We start from the raw sequence: 15,771 nt of genomic DNA on the forward strand, positions 1-15,771 counted from the left end.
ACCGGGGTAATCCGTGAAAAAGCTCTCCGCACGACGACGCCATCCGCTGGCGGCGGTCGTCGTCCTACTCCTCGCGCTGGCGGCCACCGGGGGGCTGTACGCCGCGTTCGCGCCCGCGGGCACGGCGAAGGCCGATGAAACCGCCCAGTCCCTCGCCATCGAGGAGGGCCAGAAGCTCTACGCCGTCGGCTGCGCCAGCTGCCACGGCACCGGCGGTCAGGGCACCTCTGACGGCCCGTCCCTGGTAGGCGTCGGCTCCGCGGCCGTCGACTTCCAGGTCGGCACGGGCCGCATGCCGGCCCAGCAGCCGGGCGCCCAGGTGCCGAAGAAGAAGGTCATCTACTCGCAGGCTGAGATCGATCTGCTCGCGGCGTACATCGCCTCCCTCGGCGCCGGCCCGATCACGCCGAAGGAGGGGCAGTACAGCCCCGACGGGGCCGACATCGCCCGTGGTGGCGACCTGTTCCGCTCCAACTGTGCCCAGTGCCACAACTTCACCGGTGAGGGCGGCGCGCTCACGCACGGCAAGTACGCCCCGAACCTCGAAGGCGTGAGCCCGAAGCACCTGTACGAGGCCATGCAGACCGGCCCGCAGAACATGCCCTCCTTCCCTGACACGACCATGCCGGAGAAGGAGAAGAAGGACATCATCGCGTACGTCCAGGCCGTCAACGGCGAAAAGGCCGACAGCCCCGGCGGGCTCTCGCTCGGCGGCCTCGGCCCGGTCAGCGAGGGTCTGTTCGCCTGGGTCTTCGGTCTCGGTGCGCTGATCGCAGTTGCCGTCTGGGTCGCGGCCCACACCGCTAAGGCCAAGAAGTCATGAGTAGCCAAGAGATTCCAGAAGAGAACCTGCCCGCTGAGCAGGACACCGCGCACGGCGCGGTGAAGGTCCTCGACGACCCGTTCGCGGACCCGGGCCTTCCGCCCCACAAGCCGCGCATCCAGGACATCGACGAGCGGGCCGCCCGACGGTCCGAGCGTGCGGTCGCCTTCATGTTCACGCTGTCGATGCTGGCCACGGTCGGCTTCATCGCGTCGTACGTGATCTTCCCGGTCGACAAGATCGTCTACATCTGGCCGTTCGGCCGGGTGAGCGCGCTCAACTTCGCCCTGGGTCTCACCCTCGGCGCGGCGCTCTTCTTCATCGGCGCGGGCGCGGTCCACTGGGCCCGCACCCTGATGTCCGACGTGGAGATCGCCGACGAGCGTCACCCGATCGCGGCGCCGGCGGAGACCAAGGCGAAGGTCATGGCGGACTTCGCGGCCGGTGCCGCCGAGTCCGGCATGGGCCGCCGCAAGCTGATCCGCAACACGATGTTCGGTGCGCTGTCGCTCGTACCGCTCTCCGGCCTCGTGCTGCTGCGTGACATGGGCCCGCTGCCCGAGAAGAAGCTCCGGTCCACCCTGTGGGCCGAGGGCAAGCAGCTCATCAACATGAACACGCACGAGCCGCTGCGTCCCGAGGACGTCGCGGTCGGTTCGCTGACCTTCGCGATGCCCGAGGGCCTGTCCGAGCACGACCACGACTTCCAGGTCGAGATCGCCAAGGCCGCCCTGATGATCGTCCGGATCCAGCCGGAGGACATCAAGGACAAGCGCGAGCTCGAGTGGTCGCACGAGGGCATCGTGGCCTTCTCGAAGATCTGCACCCACGTGGGCTGCCCGATCTCGCTGTACGAGCAGCAGACGCACCACGTGCTCTGCCCGTGCCACCAGTCCACCTTCGACCTCTCCGACGGCGCCCGTGTCATCTTCGGCCCGGCCGGCCACGCCCTTCCGCAGCTGCGGATCGGTGTGAACGACAAGGGCAACCTGGAGGCGCTCGGCGACTTCGCCGAGCCCGTCGGCCCTGCCTTCTGGGAGCGCGGATGAGCACTGTGACCGATTCGAAGAAGAAGGCACCCGCCGGTGAGCGGGTGGCCGACTGGGCCGACGGCCGTCTCGGGATCTACTCCCTGGCCAAGGCCAACATGCGGAAGATCTTCCCGGACCACTGGTCCTTCATGCTGGGTGAGATCTGCCTCTACAGCTTCATCATCATCATCCTCACGGGTGTGTACCTGACGATGTTCTTCCACCCGTCGATGAACGAGGTGGAGTACCACGGCAGCTACATCCCGCTGCAGGGCCAGCTGATGTCCGAGGCGTTCAACTCGACCATGCACATCTCCTTCGATGTGCGCGGTGGTCTGCTCATCCGGCAGATCCACCACTGGGCGGCGCTGATCTTCCTCGCCGGCATGTTCGTGCACATGATGCGCGTGTTCTTCACGGGCGCGTTCCGCAAGCCGCGTGAGATCAACTGGCTGTTCGGCTTCCTGCTGTTCTTCCTGGGCATGTTCACCGGCTTCACCGGTTACTCGCTCCCGGACGACCTGCTCTCCGGCACCGGTGTCCGCTTCATGCAGGGCGCGATCCTGTCCGTCCCGGTCATCGGCACGTACCTGTCGATGTTCCTGTTCGGCGGGGAGTTCCCCGGCGGCGACTTCGTGGCCCGGTTCTACTCGGCGCACGTCCTGCTGCTGCCCGGCATCATGCTCGGTCTGGTGGTCGCCCACCTGATCCTGGTCTTCTACCACAAGCACACGCAGTTCGAGGGCCCCGGCCGTACGAACAAGAACGTCGTGGGCATGCCGCTGCTGCCGGTCTACATGGCCAAGGCCGGAGGCTTCTTCTTCCTGGTCTTCGGTGTCATCGCGGTCATCGCGGCGATCGCCTCGATCAACCCGATCTGGGCGCTCGGCCCGTACCGTCCGGACCAGGTGTCCACCGGCGCCCAGCCCGACTGGTACATGGGCTTCGCCGAGGGTCTGATCCGTGTCATGCCGGGCTGGGAGATCAACCTCTGGGGCCACACGCTCGTCCTGGGCGTGATGATCCCGCTGGCGATCTTCCCCGCGGTCCTCGCGGCGATCGCGGTCTACCCGTTCATCGAGTCGTGGATCACCGGCGACAAGCGCGAGCACCACATCGCGCAGCGCCCGCGCAACGCTCCGACGCGCACCGCCTTCGGTGTCGCCTGGATCACCGCGTACATGATCATGCTCGTCGGTGGTGGAAACGACCTCTGGGCGACCCACTTCCACCTGTCGCTGAACTCGATCACCTGGTTCGTCCGGATCTTCTTCTTCGTCGGGCCGGTCCTCGCGTTCATCCTCACCAAGCGGATCTGTCTCGGCCTGCAGCGCCGCGACCACGACAAGGTGCTGCACGGACGCGAGTCCGGCATCATCAAGCGTCTGCCGCACGGTGAGTTCGTCGAGGTCCACCAGCCGCTCAGCCAGGGCGAGCTGTACCGCCTCACGGCGCACGAGCAGAACAAGCCGGCCGAGCTCGGCCCGCTCGTCGACGAGAACGGCGTCGAGCGCAAGATCGGCCGCATGGAGAAGCTCCGCGTCAGGCTCAACAAGAGCTACTACGGCGAGGACAGCCAGATCGCCAAGCCGACCGTCGAGGAGTACAAGGAGATCACCAGCGGCCACGGCCACCACTGATCACCTGATCCACCCGACCTGAGGTCGCCACAGCGGGAGCCCCGTCCATTCGATGGACGGGGCTCTTTGCCGTCTCCGTTGCTCGATAGGGTGGAGTCGTCACCGTCACGCACTGATCAGGAGCCGCCATGAGCGCTGCGACCCCCGCTGGAGGACCTACGTCGGCGGGCCGCTCCTGGCCCACCGTCCTGGACGGCCTGCTGACCGGCCGCGACCAGAGCGCCGAGGACACCGCCTGGGCGATGGACCGCATCCTGCGCGGCGAGGCCACCGACGCCCAGATCGCCGGTTTCGCCGTGGCCCTGCGTGCCAAGGGCGAGACCGTCGAGGAGATCTCCGGCCTCGTGCGGACGATGTACGAGCACGCCAACGTGATCGAGGTGCCCGGCCCCTCCGTCGACATCGTCGGCACCGGCGGCGACGGCGCGAAGACCGTCAACATCTCCACCATGTCGGCGATCGTCGTGGCCGGCACCGGCGCGAAGGTCGTCAAGCACGGCAACCGCGCCGCCTCCAGCGCCAGCGGCGCCTCCGACGTCCTGGAGAAGCTCGGCGTCAACCTGCAGCTCACCCCGCAGCGTGTGGTCGAGGTCGCGGAGGAGGCGGGGATCACCTTCTGCTTCGCGGTGAAGTTCCACCCGGCGCTGCGCCATGTGGCCGCGGCCCGCAAGGAACTGGGCATCCGGACCACGTTCAACTTCCTCGGTCCGCTCACCAACCCCGCCCGCGTCAGGGCGCAGGCGACCGGTGTGGCCGACGCCCGGATGGCCCCGATCATGGCCGGTGTGCTCGCCGAGCGCGGCTCCTCGGCGCTGGTCTTCCGCGGCGACGACGGCCTGGACGAGCTGACGACCACGGCCACCTCCCGGGTGTGGGTCGTACGGGACGGCGCGGTGCGCGAGGAGGCCTTCGACCCGCGGGACGTCGGCATCGAACTCGTACCGGTGGAGGCGCTGCGCGGCGCCGACGCCTCGTACAACGCCGATGTCGCCCGCCGGCTGCTCGCGGGCGAGACCGGTCCCGTACGGGACGCGGTACTGCTCAACTCGGCGGCGGCGCTCACGGCCCTGGAGCCGGGCGCGGGCACCCTGGCGGAGCAGCTGCGCGAGGGAATCACGCGGGCGGCCGAGTCGATCGACTCGGGGGCGGCCAGGCAGGCGCTGGAGCGCTGGGTCGCGGCCAGCAACAGGTAGCGGCGCCGGGCGCGCCCCGTTCCGCCATCCGGAACGGGGTTGCGCACCGGCGATCACGTGGCATACGTTCAGTGCCAGGTCATGAGTGACAGCCTCGAAGCCCCGGCTGGCTGTCCGGCAACCCTCCGTCCGTGGCGGGGTGCCCCGGGTGAAGACCAGGCCGTGGACAGCAAGGTCCGCGGCAAGCGCGGACCCCTGCACACCCTGGGGTCCTGGTCCTCAAGGGAGCAGTCTCGTGAGCAAGCGAATGCGCTAGGGCCCTTCGGCCCCGTTTCCCCACCCTCCGTACGAACACCGTGCGTCGAGGCAACACCCGTGTGAGGCACCCTCCTTCGCGCTGCCCCGCGGGCCCTTCGCTGACCTTCCCCCTCAGGAGACACCGCCATGTCCGCGTACCCGAACGCCGCCGCCACCACGAACGCCGCCGTGACCGCAGTCCCCTCCGCCGCCACCGACTCCGAGGCCGGAGACCCCTGCTGCGCCGCCCCGCTCCCGGTCCTCGGGCGGGACGTCACCGTTCCCCTCGTGACCGGGGGCGAGGTCACCTACGCCGCGCTCGACTACGCCGCCAGCGCGCCGGCCCTGCAGCGGGTCTGGGACGACGTCGCCGCCTACGCCCCGTACTACGGCAGCGTCCACCGCGGCGCCGGGTACCTCTCGCAGCTCTCCACCGACCTCTTCGAGAGCAGCCGCGTCACCGTCGCCGAGTTCCTCGACTGCCGCCCCGCCGACCAGGTCGTCTTCACCCGCTCCACCACCGACTCGCTCAACCTGCTCGCCGCCGCGCTCCCCGCCGGCTGCGAGGTCTTCGTCTTCGAGACCGAGCACCACGCCTCGCTCCTGCCGTGGAGGGACGCGCGCGTCACCTACCTCAACGCCCCGCGTACGCCCGCCCAGGCCGTCGAGACCCTGGAGCGCGCCCTCGCCGACCGTGACCCCTACGGCCCCGCGCTCGTCTGCGTCACCGGCGCCTCCAACGTCACGGGCGAGCTGTGGCCGGTCCGGGAACTGGCCGCCGCCGCCCACGCCCACGGCGCCCGGATCGTCCTCGACGCCGCCCAGCTCGCGCCCCACCACCCGGTCTCCGTACAGGAGTTGGACGTGGACTGGGTGGCCTTCTCCGGCCACAAGCTGTACGCCCCCTTCGGCTCGGGAGTCCTCGCGGGCCGCGCCGACTGGCTCCAGGACGCCGAGCCCTACCTCGCCGGCGGGGGTGCGTCCAAGAAGGTGAGCCGACGGGTCGCCGGGGAAGGGGCCGGAGGAGTGGACGTCGAGTGGCACACCACCGCCGCCCGCCACGAGGCCGGTTCGCCGAACGTCATCGGCGTCTACTCCATCGCCTCCGCCTGCAAGGCGCTCACCGAGGCCGGGTTCGACTCCCTCGTCGCCCGTGAGCAGCACCTCGTCGCCACCGTCCGGGAGGGGCTCGCCGTGGTCCCGGAGGTCAAGGTGCTCTCGCTCTTCGGCGAGGAGGCTCCGCGCGTCGGTGTCCTGTCCTTCGTCGTCGAGGGCTGGAACAGCTCCCACTTCGCCGCCGCGCTCTCCGCCGAGTACGGCATCGGCGTCCGCGACGGCCTCTTCTGCGCCCACCCGCTCGTCCGCACCCTGCTCGGCAGCGACCCGCAGACCCAGGGCGAGTGCGGAGCCCCCGAGGCCGCGCCCGGCGAGAAGTCGCTCAACGCCATCCGCGTCAGCTTCGGCGCCGGTACGCCCGACGAGCACGTGGAGCGTTTCGTACGGGCCGTGAAGGAGCTCGTCCGGGACGGCGCGCAGTGGAAGTACCGCACCGAGGACGGCCGTTGCGTCCCGGACCGCGGCTGAACACTCACTCGTACGGGTGAAGGGGGCCGCCTGCCGCGGCCCCCCCCCCGCGTCAGGACTCCAGGCCGATCGCGAAGGCCGCTTCGAGGTCGTGCTGGGAGTACGTCCGGAAGGCCACGTGCGTGTCCGTCGCCTCCACGCCCGGGATCTTGCTGATCCGGCCGGGGATGACGTCCGCGAGGTCGTCGTGCCGCGGCACGCGGACCATGGCGATCAGGTCGTACGTACCGGTCACCGAGAAGACCTCGCTGACGCTGTCGAGCGCGGCGATCGACTCCGCGATCTCGGGGATGCGGTCCACGCTGGTCTTGATGAGCACGATCGCGGTGATCACGGCTGGCTTTCTCCCTCGGTCGCCGCGGCTGGGGACTTCACTGTATCCCCACCTCGGTAGCGGACCCAGGCGTAGAGGAAGCCGACGGCGAAGCCCACCACATGGGCCAGATAGGCGACACCGGGGCCCGCCCCGGCCGAGCGGGCCGCGAGCCACTGGAGCGCGAACCAGAAGACGAGCACGATCCAGGCGGGGAACCGCAGCGGCAGGAAGAACAGGAACGGGAACAGGCTCGTCACCCGGGAGCGCGGGAAGAGGTAGAGGAACGCCCCGAGCACCCCCGAGATCGCCCCCGACGCCCCGACCAGCGTCTGCTCGCTGCTCGCGTACGCCGCCGCGTAGCCGAGCAGCGCCAGATAGCCGCAGCCCGCGTAGAAGAGGGCGAAGCCGAGCGCCCCCATCCGCTCCTCGGCCATCGCGCCGAAGACGAACAGGAACAGCATGTTCCCGAGCAGGTGCAGCCAGCTGCCGTGGACGAAGAGGGCGGTCAGCGGGGTGACGAGCGTGCCCGGTTCACCGCTCATCAGCTCGGCCGGCACGACCCCCCAGCGGTGGAAGTACGCGCTCTGCGCCGCCAGGGCCCGGTCCCCGGTCCCGTAGGAGGGGTCGAGGCCCGACACCGGGCTGATCAGGAACGTGAGGCAGCAGGCGGCGATCAGGGCGTACGTCACAGTGGGCCCGCTCCAGGCTCCCCGGCACGCCCCGAGCGCCGCCTCCCGCCATGCGATGCGCCGCCTGTCGATCATGGACAGATCATGGCGTAACGGTGCCCACCTGGACAGAGTGCCTCGCCGCGACACGGGGTACCCGCGAGGCCGTAGGGTTACGGGCAGTACCTCCGCAGTTCAATGGCGCACCGCGGCACCCGCATCCGCATCACGCACATGAAAGAGGACGGCACGATGACGACGGTTCCCCTGCCGACCGCCGAGACCCGCTGGCGCTGCACCCTGTGCGGCAACCTGACCCGGTTCGATGTGACCCGGTCCTCCAAGGTCGTCGAGTACGTCCATCTGGATCTCGCGGGAGAGCCGAAGGTCGAGGAGCGCGAGGTGGTCAGTGAGACCATCGAGTCGGTCCGCTGCCGCTGGTGCAACGCGGTGGACCAGATCGAACTGGTGGACAGGCCCGGCACCGCTTCCTGACGGCGGCGGTGCGCAACACGATGGGGTGACGCAACGTGGAGCAGCCCGCGCACGGTGGTGAACCGGCCGGCGCGGCAGGTGACGCTGCCGAGGCGCTCGACCGCCCGCTGCCGGACGGCGTACGGCGGCGGGTCGTCGCGCTGGTCTCGGACGCCTTCGGCGGGCTGACCGTCGCGGAGCTTCCGGCCCCCCTGAGGCAGTACGCCCGCTTCACCGCGAGCCGGCGGGCCAAGTTCGCGGGCAACGCCATGGCCGCCGCCCTGGAGAGCGATCCGCTCTTCCGGCAGCGGATCGGCGAGCGGTTCAAGGAGGCGCAGCCCGAGCTGGCCGGGGCCGTCGAGACCGGCGCCCCGCCCGCCGCCGCCGACCCCGTCGACGTCGCCGCGGCCGCCTACGTGCTGCGCCCCGCCGGCTGGGTCAAGCTGGTCGCCGCCGCGGGCGAGGAGGCCCAGCGGGCCGACGCCGAGCGCGCCGACGAGGCAGGCCGGCGCGAGCTGGAGCGGCTGCGCGAGGAGGTCGCCGCAGCCAGGGACCGCGGGCGTGCGGAGACCGAGGAACTGCGCCACGACCTGGAGGCGGCGCGCAGGGAAGCCGAATCGCTTCACCGCAAGCTGCGCAGCGCGCAGAGCGATGTGAAGCGCGGCGAGGCGGCGCTGCGCCGCACCCACGCCGAGATCGACACGATCAAGGCGGAGGCCGCGGCGCAGGTTTCGGCCGCGGAGAGCGAGACCCGCCGTCTCAAGGCCCGCCTCGGTGAGGTCGAGGCCGCCCTGGAGGCGAGCCGCCGGGCCGCCCGTGAGGGGCGCTCGGTGGAGGACATGCGGCTGCGGCTGCTGCTCGACACGGTGCTCGACGCCGCGCAGGGGCTGCGCCGCGAACTGGCCCTGCCGCCCGTCTCCGTCCACCCCGCCGACACCGTCGACGCGGTGGAGCCCGGACGGATGTCGCCGAAGGACATCGCCGCCCGCGCGCTCTCCGAGACCGACCCGGCGCTCCTGGACCAACTCCTGGCGCTGCCCCAGGCGCATCTGGTCGTGGACGGCTACAACGTCACCAAGACCGGCTATCCGACCATGCCGCTGGAGAAGCAGCGGCTGCGGCTGCTGGGCGGGCTGTCCACGCTCGCGGCCCGCTCGGGCGCCGAGGTCACCTGTGTGTTCGACGGGGCGGAGCTCGCGGCGCCGGTGCTCCTCGCCCCGCCGCGCGGGGTGCGGGTGCTCTTCTCCAAGCCGGGCGTGACGGCCGACGAGTTGATCCGTCAGCTGGTGCGCGCCGAGCCGCCGGGCCGTCCGGTCGTCGTGGTCTCCACCGACCGTGAGGTGGCCGACGGGGTGGCCAAGGCCGGGGCGCGTCCGGTCGCGTCCGCCTTGTTGCTGAAGCGGCTTTCGCGCGCCTCGTGATATCTCGTAACTCCTGGGCCTAATGCCCGAATTCTGGAGGGCGTACGGTCAAGTGGCCGTTACTGCCCGTGTGGTGTGTGTAAATAAAGTGCCGCGTGAGCGAGATTTTGCTCATGAGGATTTGAACTGATCACAAGATGGTCACTAGGGTCGGGCCTCGAACCTCCGCGCGGTTGATCATCCATCCGGGATGGCAGCGGAGGAACCGCCTGCCGCAGCCTGGTTGGGCGGCTCGAGGAAGAAGGAGATCGCCTTCGTGGCGTCCCACCGTCGTCCCAAGCAGCCGAGCCGCACCCGCGTGACCGTGCTCACCGCGACCGCCGCCGCGGCCGTCGCGCTCTCCGTCCAGTCCGGCGCCCAGGCCGCCCCCAAGCCGAAGATCGACGACGTCAAGTCGAAGGTCGACAAGCTGCACCACGAGGCCGAGGAGGCCACGGAGCAGTACAACCTGGCCGAGGAGCGCCGCGGCAAGCTGCAGAAGGAGATCGGCGCCCTGCAGGACAAGGTGGCGCGCGGTCAGCAGGAGCTCAACACCCTGCGGGACAACATCGGTTCGGTCGCCAGCGCGCAGTACCGCTCCGGTGGCATCGACCCGGCGCTCCAGCTCTTCCTCTCCTCCGACCCGGACACCTACCTCGACAAGGCGTCCGCGATCGACCAGCTCGGCGCCAAGCAGGCCGACGTGCTCCAGTCGATCCAGTCCAAGCAGCGCACGCTCGCCCAGCAGCGCGCCGAGGCGACGACGAAGCTCGCCGACCTCGAGGACGTCCGCAAGACCCTCGGTGAGAAGAAGAAGGCCTACCAGGGCAAGCTCGCCGAGGCGCAGAAGCTGCTCAACACCCTCACCGCCGCCGAGCGCGCCAAGATGCAGGCCGAGGAGCAGCGCGCCAGCCGCGCCGCCGGCGACCGCGTCGACCTCGGCAACGAGGTCCCGGCCTCGCAGCGCGGTGCCGCCGCGCTCAGCGCCGCCGCCACCCAGATCGGCAAGCCGTACGTCTCCGGCGCCGAGGGCCCCAACTCGTACGACTGCTCCGGTCTGACGCAGTGGGCCTACCGCCAGGCCGGCGTAGGGATCAGCCGTACCACCTACACCCAGCAGAACGACGGCGTGAAGATCGGCCGCAGCCAGCTCAAGCCGGGCGACCTGGTCTTCTTCAACGGCCTTTCGCACGTGGGCCTGTACGCCGGCAACGGGCAGATCCTGCACGCTCCCAAGCCCGGTGCGTCGGTCCGCTACGAGTCCATGAGCTACATGGGCACCTTCCAGTTCGGCGTGCGCATCTGACGCATCCGCCGCGCTCCGACGTGACGCCCAATCGGGTGGAATGTCGCATCTCTCGATGACGTGACGCCCCGCCGGTGACCTGTGGTCTCCGGCGGGGCGTCACTTTGCGTGTCGGGAAGCTTCGTTGGACGGAGAGTGATCACCGGCTACTGTCTGCCGCGCCAGTCTGGGCAACACCGAACGGAGCGCGATACGTGGCGTCCCACCGACGACCCGCGAGGGTCACCGTCCTGACCGCCGCCGCGGCCACCGCGGCCACGGCCTTCGGAGCCGTCCCGGCGAGCGCCGATCCGAGCGGCACCGCGGAGACGACCCGCGCCACCGTCGACCGGCTCTTCGAGGAGGCCGAGAAGGCCACCGAGGGCTACAACAGGGCCGACGAGCGGGCGGACGAGCTGCGCAGGACGGTCTCCCGGGCGAAGGACAGCGTGGCGCGCGGCCAGGAACGCGTCAACCGCATGCGGGGCGCGCTCGGTTCGGTGGCCGGAGCCCAGTACCGCTCCGGCGGGATGGACCCCGCGCTCGCGCTGCTGCTCTCCTCCGACCCCGACTCCTACCTCGACCGGGCCTCCGTCCTGGACCGGGTGACCGACCGGCAGAGCGTGGCGCTCGGCCGGCTCCAGCACGAGCTGCGCCGGCTGAACCAGGAGCGGACCGAGGCCGGTCGGCTCCTCGTCGAGCTGGAGCGCAGCCGCACTCAGGTCGCCCGGCACAAGCGCACCGTCGAGCGCAAGCTCGCCGAGGCCCGCCGGCTGCTGCAGTCGCTGACGGACGAGGAGCGGGCGGCGTTCGAGGGCCGGGCCGACCGCTCGGGCCGGGACGCACTCGCCGGGGAGCTGCCGCCCCTCGCCGATCTCGGCCCGGCCTCCTCGCGCGCCGCCGCCGCGGTGGTCGCCGCCCGCAGCGCCATCGGCAAGCCGTACGTGTGGGGCGCGACGGGGCCGTCCGCCTTCGACTGCTCCGGCCTGATGGTCTGGTCGTACCGGCAGGCCGGCATCAGCCTCCCGCGGACCTCGGCGGCCCAGCGGAACGCGGGCCGGCGGGTGCCGCTCTCGCAGGCGCAGCCGGGCGACCTCGTCACGTACCGCGGCGACGCCAGCCACGTCGGGATCTACGCGGGCGACGGACAGGTCATCCATGCCCCGTATCCCGGCGCGCGGGTGCGCTACGACCCCGTCGGGATGATGTCCCACGTGACGGTGACGCGGGTCTGACCGGACGCCTGTCCGGTCGCTTGCCCGTACGATCGGTGCGTGGCAGGTCAGGGGTGTGGAGCGGTGCGACGGGCGGCGGCCTGTCTGGCGGCCGTCCTGCTCGCCCTCACCGGCTGCGCGGCGCCGGAGGTCTCCGATCCGGCGCCCGAGGAGATCCGCACCCTCCTCGACCGGCACGCGCGGGCGCTGCTCGCCCGCGACGAGACGGCGTACGCGGCGGGGCTCGACCCGGCGTTCGCGCCCACCGCGCTCAGGGAGTACGACCGGCTCACGGAGGTGCCGCTCGCCTCGTGGGGCTACCGCGTGACGGATGTCGACCGGGCGGGGGAGGACCGGGCGACGGTCCGCGCCGAGCTCAGCCACCGGATCGCCGGCTACGACTCCGGGCCGGTCACCAGCGAGCGCGTCCTGGACCTGACGGAACGCGACGGCCGGTGGTACGTGACCGGTGAACGGCCCGCCGAGGGCGCCACCCAGCAGCTGTGGCAGCAGGGCGAGGTGGACGCGGTACGAGGAGCGCGCAGCCTCGTCCTCGGCGTCGGGCAGCCGGAGGAGCGCCTGAAGGCCGTCGCGGCGGCGGCCGACCGGGCGGTGCCCGCGGTCTCGTCGGCCTGGGCCGGCACGTGGGCGGGCCGGGTGGTGGTCCTCGTCCCCGCCTCGCTGGACGCCATGGGCGGGCTGCTCGGGGCGCCCGCGGCCTCGTACCGGGGGATAGCGGCGGTCACGACCGGGGAGGTCGGCGGCGGGCCGGACGCGCCCGCGGACCGGGTGATCGTCAACCCCGAGGCGTACGGGGTCCTCGGGGGCTTCGGGCAGCAGGTCGTCCTCACGCACGAGACGACCCACGTGGCCACCCGCGCCACCACCTCCGCGTCCACTCCGGTCTGGCTCTCCGAGGGCTTCGCCGACTGGGTCGCGTACCGGGGCACGGGCCGCACGGCCGCCCAGGCGGCCCCGGAGCTGCGCCGCGCGGTCGGCGCCGGCGACGTCCCCCCGGCCCTGCCGGACGACAAGGCCTTCGCCTTCGGCAGCGACGCCGACGCCCTGGCCCGCGCCTACGAGGGCGGCTGGCTGGCCTGCGCGCTGATCGCGGAGCGCTGGGGCGAGGCGAAGCTCACCGCCTTCTACCGCGCGGTGGGCGCCCACCCGCAGCGCGAGGGCGCGACGGAGAAGGCCCTCGCCGAGGTCCTCGGCACGACCCCCGGGGAGTTCACGACGGCCTGGCGGGACTATGTGCGGGACCGCCTGGCGTAGGACCGGCCGGGGCGCTCAGGTGCGGGCGTCCAGCTCGCGCGGCCGCCGGCGCGCTCTCGTGCCCGTCACTCAGCCGACCGGCAGGCTCCGCGCGCGCTCCGGTTCCGGCTCCGCCTGAGCCGGGATCTTCACCGGGGTGAGCCGCGGTTCGGTGACCGTCTGCTGCCAGAGGACGCGACAGGCCGAGACCGACGCGGCGACCAGCAGCCCGTTCCTTATGAGCAGCAGTGCGATGCCCAGCGGATCGCTGTCCGTGACATGCGAGAACCACACCGGGAACTCGAACTGCGTCACCGCCGTCGCCCACACCACCAGATGCGCAGGACGCTGCATCCGGCTCGCCCGGTACGCCAGGCACACCGCGGCCAGACCCACCAGCCACAGCATGTACTGCGGGCTGATCACCCGGCTCGTGGTGGTGAACAGCAGCACCGCCACGAACGCCGCGTCCGCGGGGGTCGTCGACGCGAACTGCCGGGCGCGTATCCGCCACACGAGCAGCCAGCAGAAGGCGGCGACGGTCAGACCCATCGCGACCGTGGCGACGGAGGAGACGTACGGGCCGAGGAACTCGATCGAGCCGTAGTTCATCTGTGCCACGCCGTCCCAGCCGAGATGCCGGGCCACGTGGAAGACCATCGCGCCCAGGGACTCCAGTTCGAGCCCCCGATCACGCTGGTACGTCAGGAAGGCCAGCGCCCCGGGCGCCGCGAGCACGCACAGGAGCAGGAGCCCGGCCGCCGCACCGGCCGCCGTCGACCACGAACGGAACGTCGCACGGCCGCGGGGCGTACCCGCGAGCACCAGCGCCGGCCAGACCTTCAGCATCGCCCCGAAGCCCGCCAGGGCGCCGAGGACGCGCGGCCGGTGGACGCCGGCGAGCAGCGCGGCCACCGCCACCGCGGTGACCATCAGGTCGTAGCGGGCGTACGCGGTGGGGCCGAGCAGCGGCACGCCCGCGATCCAGATCCAGGCGCCGTGCCGGCTCCGGCCGCGCCGCCGGCCCGTGTACATCAGCAGCGCGAAGACGAGCGCGTCGCAGAGGAAGGCGAGGACGAAGAAGGCCGCGGAGTAGCCGAGGAACGGCAGCACCGCGGGGGAGAGGATCGCGAGGGCGGCGAGCGGCGGGTACTGCCAGGTCACGTCGTCCAGCGGGTACGTGCCGGTCTTCAGGACGTCGAACCAGCCCTGGTAGATCTGCTCGATGTCACTGGTGATGTCCGGCCCCGGGACCGTGACGACCTTGAAGACACAGAGGAGCAGAACGACCCGGGTGATCCCCCAGAGCACTATGGGGTTTCTTCTCGCGCGCTCGGCAGCCGTACCCAGTACGCCCGTCATGCCTACCTCGTCCCATCCTGTCGGTCTGTTCGGTCCGCGTCCGCGGACGGGTGGTGTTGCCGGGCGGGGGGTGCCGTCACGTACATTCGGCGACGATGCACAAGACCCTGATCGTAACCAACGACTTCCCGCCCCGACCCGGTGGAATCCAGGCGTTCCTGCACAACATGGCGCTGCGTCTGGATCCAGAGAAGATCGTGGTCTACGCCTCCACGTGGAAGCGCAGCCGCGAGGGGATCGAGGCGACCGCCGCGTTCGACGCCGAGCAGCCTTTCACGGTCGTGCGGGACAGCACCACCATGCTGTTGCCCACACCTCGGGTCACCGCGCGCGCGACGGCGCTGCTCCGTGAGCACGGCTGCGAGTCGGTCTGGTTCGGGGCCGCGGCCCCGCTCGGCCTGATGGCCCCCGCGCTGCGCAGGGCGGGCGCGCGACGGCTCGTGGCGACGACCCACGGGCACGAGGCGGGCTGGGCGCAGCTGCCCGGCTCCCGGCAGCTGCTCCGGCGGATCGGCGAGGGCACGGACACGATCACGTACCTCGGGGAGTACACCCGCTCGCGGATCGCCGCCGCGCTGACCCCGGCCGCGGCCGGGCGGATGGTGCAGCTTCCGCCCGGCGTCGACGAGAAGACCTTCCACCCGGGCTCGGGCGGGGACGCGGTACGGGAGCGGCTCGGGCTCAGCGGCCGGCCCGTGGTCGTGTGCGTCTCCCGGCTCGTCCCGCGCAAGGGCCAGGACACGCTGATCCGCGCCCTGCCCGAGATCCTGCGCCGGGTGCCGGACGCGGTGCTGCTGATCGTCGGCGGCGGCCCGTACGAGAAGGACCTGCGGCGCCTCGCGGCGACGACCGGGGTGGCCGATTCCGTACGGTTCACCGGCGCGGTGCCCTGGGAGGAGCTGCCGGCCCACTACGGCGCCGGAGACGTCTTCGCGATGCCCTGCCGCACCCGCCGCGGCGGCCTGGACGTCGAGGGCCTCGGCATCGTCTACCTGGAGGCCTCGGCCACGGGCCTGCCGGTCGTCGCGGGCGACTCGGGCGGCGCGCCGGACGCGGTCCTGGACGGCGAGACGGGCTGGGTGGTCAGGGGCGAGGACCCGGAGGAGTCGGCGGACCGCATCGCGACCCTCCTGCTCGACCCGGAGCTGCGCGCCCGCATGGGCGCCCGCGGCCGTGACTGGGTGGAGGAGCGCTGGCGCTGGGACCTCCTGGCCGAGCGCCTGAGGGAACTGCTCTAGCCCGCCCCGGGCGCGCCCCGGCCTGCCCGTGCCCGCCCCGGGCCTGCCTCGC

At 71.6% G+C, this 15,771-nt stretch carries 14 protein-coding genes and 1 riboswitch; of the genes, 11 read left to right on the forward strand and 3 right to left on the reverse strand.

The features are described 5' to 3' along the window. Positions 1-13 precede the first annotated feature (13 nt). The 5 genes from ACF1G2_RS09910 to ACF1G2_RS09930 all read left to right on the forward strand — a co-directional run bounded on the left by ACF1G2_RS09910 (position 14) and on the right by ACF1G2_RS09930 (position 6,508). Complete coding sequence (locus ACF1G2_RS09910) at positions 14-823, forward strand: c-type cytochrome (protein WP_391797795.1); 810 nt, start codon at positions 14-16, stop codon at positions 821-823. Next, positions 820-1,872: a Rieske 2Fe-2S domain-containing protein gene (locus ACF1G2_RS09915; RefSeq protein ID WP_391797796.1), complete on the forward strand. Its 1,053-nt coding sequence runs from the start codon at positions 820-822 to the stop codon at positions 1,870-1,872. The genes ACF1G2_RS09910 and ACF1G2_RS09915 overlap by 4 nt, the downstream gene beginning before the upstream one ends. After that, positions 1,869-3,494 (forward strand): cytochrome bc complex cytochrome b subunit, encoded by a 1,626-nt coding sequence (locus ACF1G2_RS09920; protein ID WP_391797797.1) that lies wholly within the window; start codon positions 1,869-1,871, stop codon positions 3,492-3,494. Before ACF1G2_RS09915 ends, ACF1G2_RS09920 begins: the two co-directional genes overlap by 4 nt. 128 nt (positions 3,495-3,622) lie before the next feature. Continuing rightward, positions 3,623-4,687, forward strand: a complete 1,065-nt coding sequence (trpD, locus tag ACF1G2_RS09925; protein WP_391797798.1) for an anthranilate phosphoribosyltransferase — start codon at positions 3,623-3,625, stop codon at positions 4,685-4,687. 77 nt (positions 4,688-4,764) lie between these two features. Next, positions 4,765-4,881, forward strand: a riboswitch (SAM riboswitch). 190 nt (positions 4,882-5,071) lie between these two features. Continuing rightward, on the forward strand, positions 5,072-6,508 hold the full coding sequence (locus ACF1G2_RS09930; RefSeq protein ID WP_391797799.1) for an aminotransferase class V-fold PLP-dependent enzyme: 1,437 nt from the start codon (positions 5,072-5,074) through the stop codon (positions 6,506-6,508). 52 nt (positions 6,509-6,560) lie between these two features. Here the strand turns inward: ACF1G2_RS09930 and ACF1G2_RS09935 are convergent, their stop codons facing one another. Next, positions 6,561-6,842, reverse strand: a complete 282-nt coding sequence (locus ACF1G2_RS09935; RefSeq protein ID WP_017238849.1) for an Lrp/AsnC family transcriptional regulator — start codon at positions 6,840-6,842, stop codon at positions 6,561-6,563. Next, on the reverse strand, positions 6,839-7,588 hold the full coding sequence (locus ACF1G2_RS09940) for a rhomboid family intramembrane serine protease (protein ID WP_391797800.1): 750 nt from the start codon (positions 7,586-7,588) through the stop codon (positions 6,839-6,841). The genes ACF1G2_RS09935 and ACF1G2_RS09940 overlap by 4 nt, the downstream gene beginning before the upstream one ends. A 156-nt stretch (positions 7,589-7,744) precedes the next feature. Between ACF1G2_RS09940 and ACF1G2_RS09945 the strand changes: the two genes are divergently transcribed. The 5 genes from ACF1G2_RS09945 (at position 7,745) to ACF1G2_RS09965 (ending at position 13,140) form a co-directional block, all read left to right on the forward strand. After that, positions 7,745-7,987, forward strand: coding sequence for a hypothetical protein (locus ACF1G2_RS09945; protein WP_260228851.1), 243 nt, complete (start codon positions 7,745-7,747; stop codon positions 7,985-7,987). Positions 7,988-8,022: 35 nt separating this feature from the next. After that, complete coding sequence (locus tag ACF1G2_RS09950; RefSeq protein WP_391797801.1) at positions 8,023-9,387, forward strand: NYN domain-containing protein; 1,365 nt, start codon at positions 8,023-8,025, stop codon at positions 9,385-9,387. A 256-nt stretch (positions 9,388-9,643) separates the two neighbouring features. Beyond that, a complete protein-coding gene (locus ACF1G2_RS09955; protein WP_391797802.1) occupies positions 9,644-10,672 on the forward strand; it encodes an NlpC/P60 family protein in 1,029 nt (342 codons plus the stop codon). A gap of 194 nt (positions 10,673-10,866) precedes the next feature. Beyond that, positions 10,867-11,886, forward strand: coding sequence for an NlpC/P60 family protein (locus ACF1G2_RS09960; RefSeq protein ID WP_391797803.1), 1,020 nt, complete (start codon positions 10,867-10,869; stop codon positions 11,884-11,886). A gap of 39 nt (positions 11,887-11,925) precedes the next feature. Beyond that, positions 11,926-13,140 carry a hypothetical protein gene (locus tag ACF1G2_RS09965; protein ID WP_391797804.1) on the forward strand — a complete coding sequence of 405 codons (1,215 nt, stop codon included), beginning with the start codon at positions 11,926-11,928 and terminating at the stop codon, positions 13,138-13,140. Between the two features lie 69 nt (positions 13,141-13,209). Here the strand turns inward: ACF1G2_RS09965 and ACF1G2_RS09970 are convergent, their stop codons facing one another. Beyond that, on the reverse strand, positions 13,210-14,481 hold the full coding sequence (locus ACF1G2_RS09970) for a glycosyltransferase 87 family protein (protein WP_391797805.1): 1,272 nt from the start codon (positions 14,479-14,481) through the stop codon (positions 13,210-13,212). A 95-nt stretch (positions 14,482-14,576) separates the two neighbouring features. Here ACF1G2_RS09970 and ACF1G2_RS09975 point away from each other — a divergent pair, with 95 nt between their 5' ends. Further along, complete coding sequence (locus ACF1G2_RS09975) at positions 14,577-15,719, forward strand: glycosyltransferase family 4 protein (RefSeq protein WP_391797806.1); 1,143 nt, start codon at positions 14,577-14,579, stop codon at positions 15,717-15,719. Positions 15,720-15,771 lie beyond the last annotated feature (52 nt).

Source organism: Streptomyces sp. NPDC013457, assembly GCF_043089925.1.
In the GTDB taxonomy this organism is placed as follows: domain Bacteria; phylum Actinomycetota; class Actinomycetes; order Streptomycetales; family Streptomycetaceae; genus Streptomyces.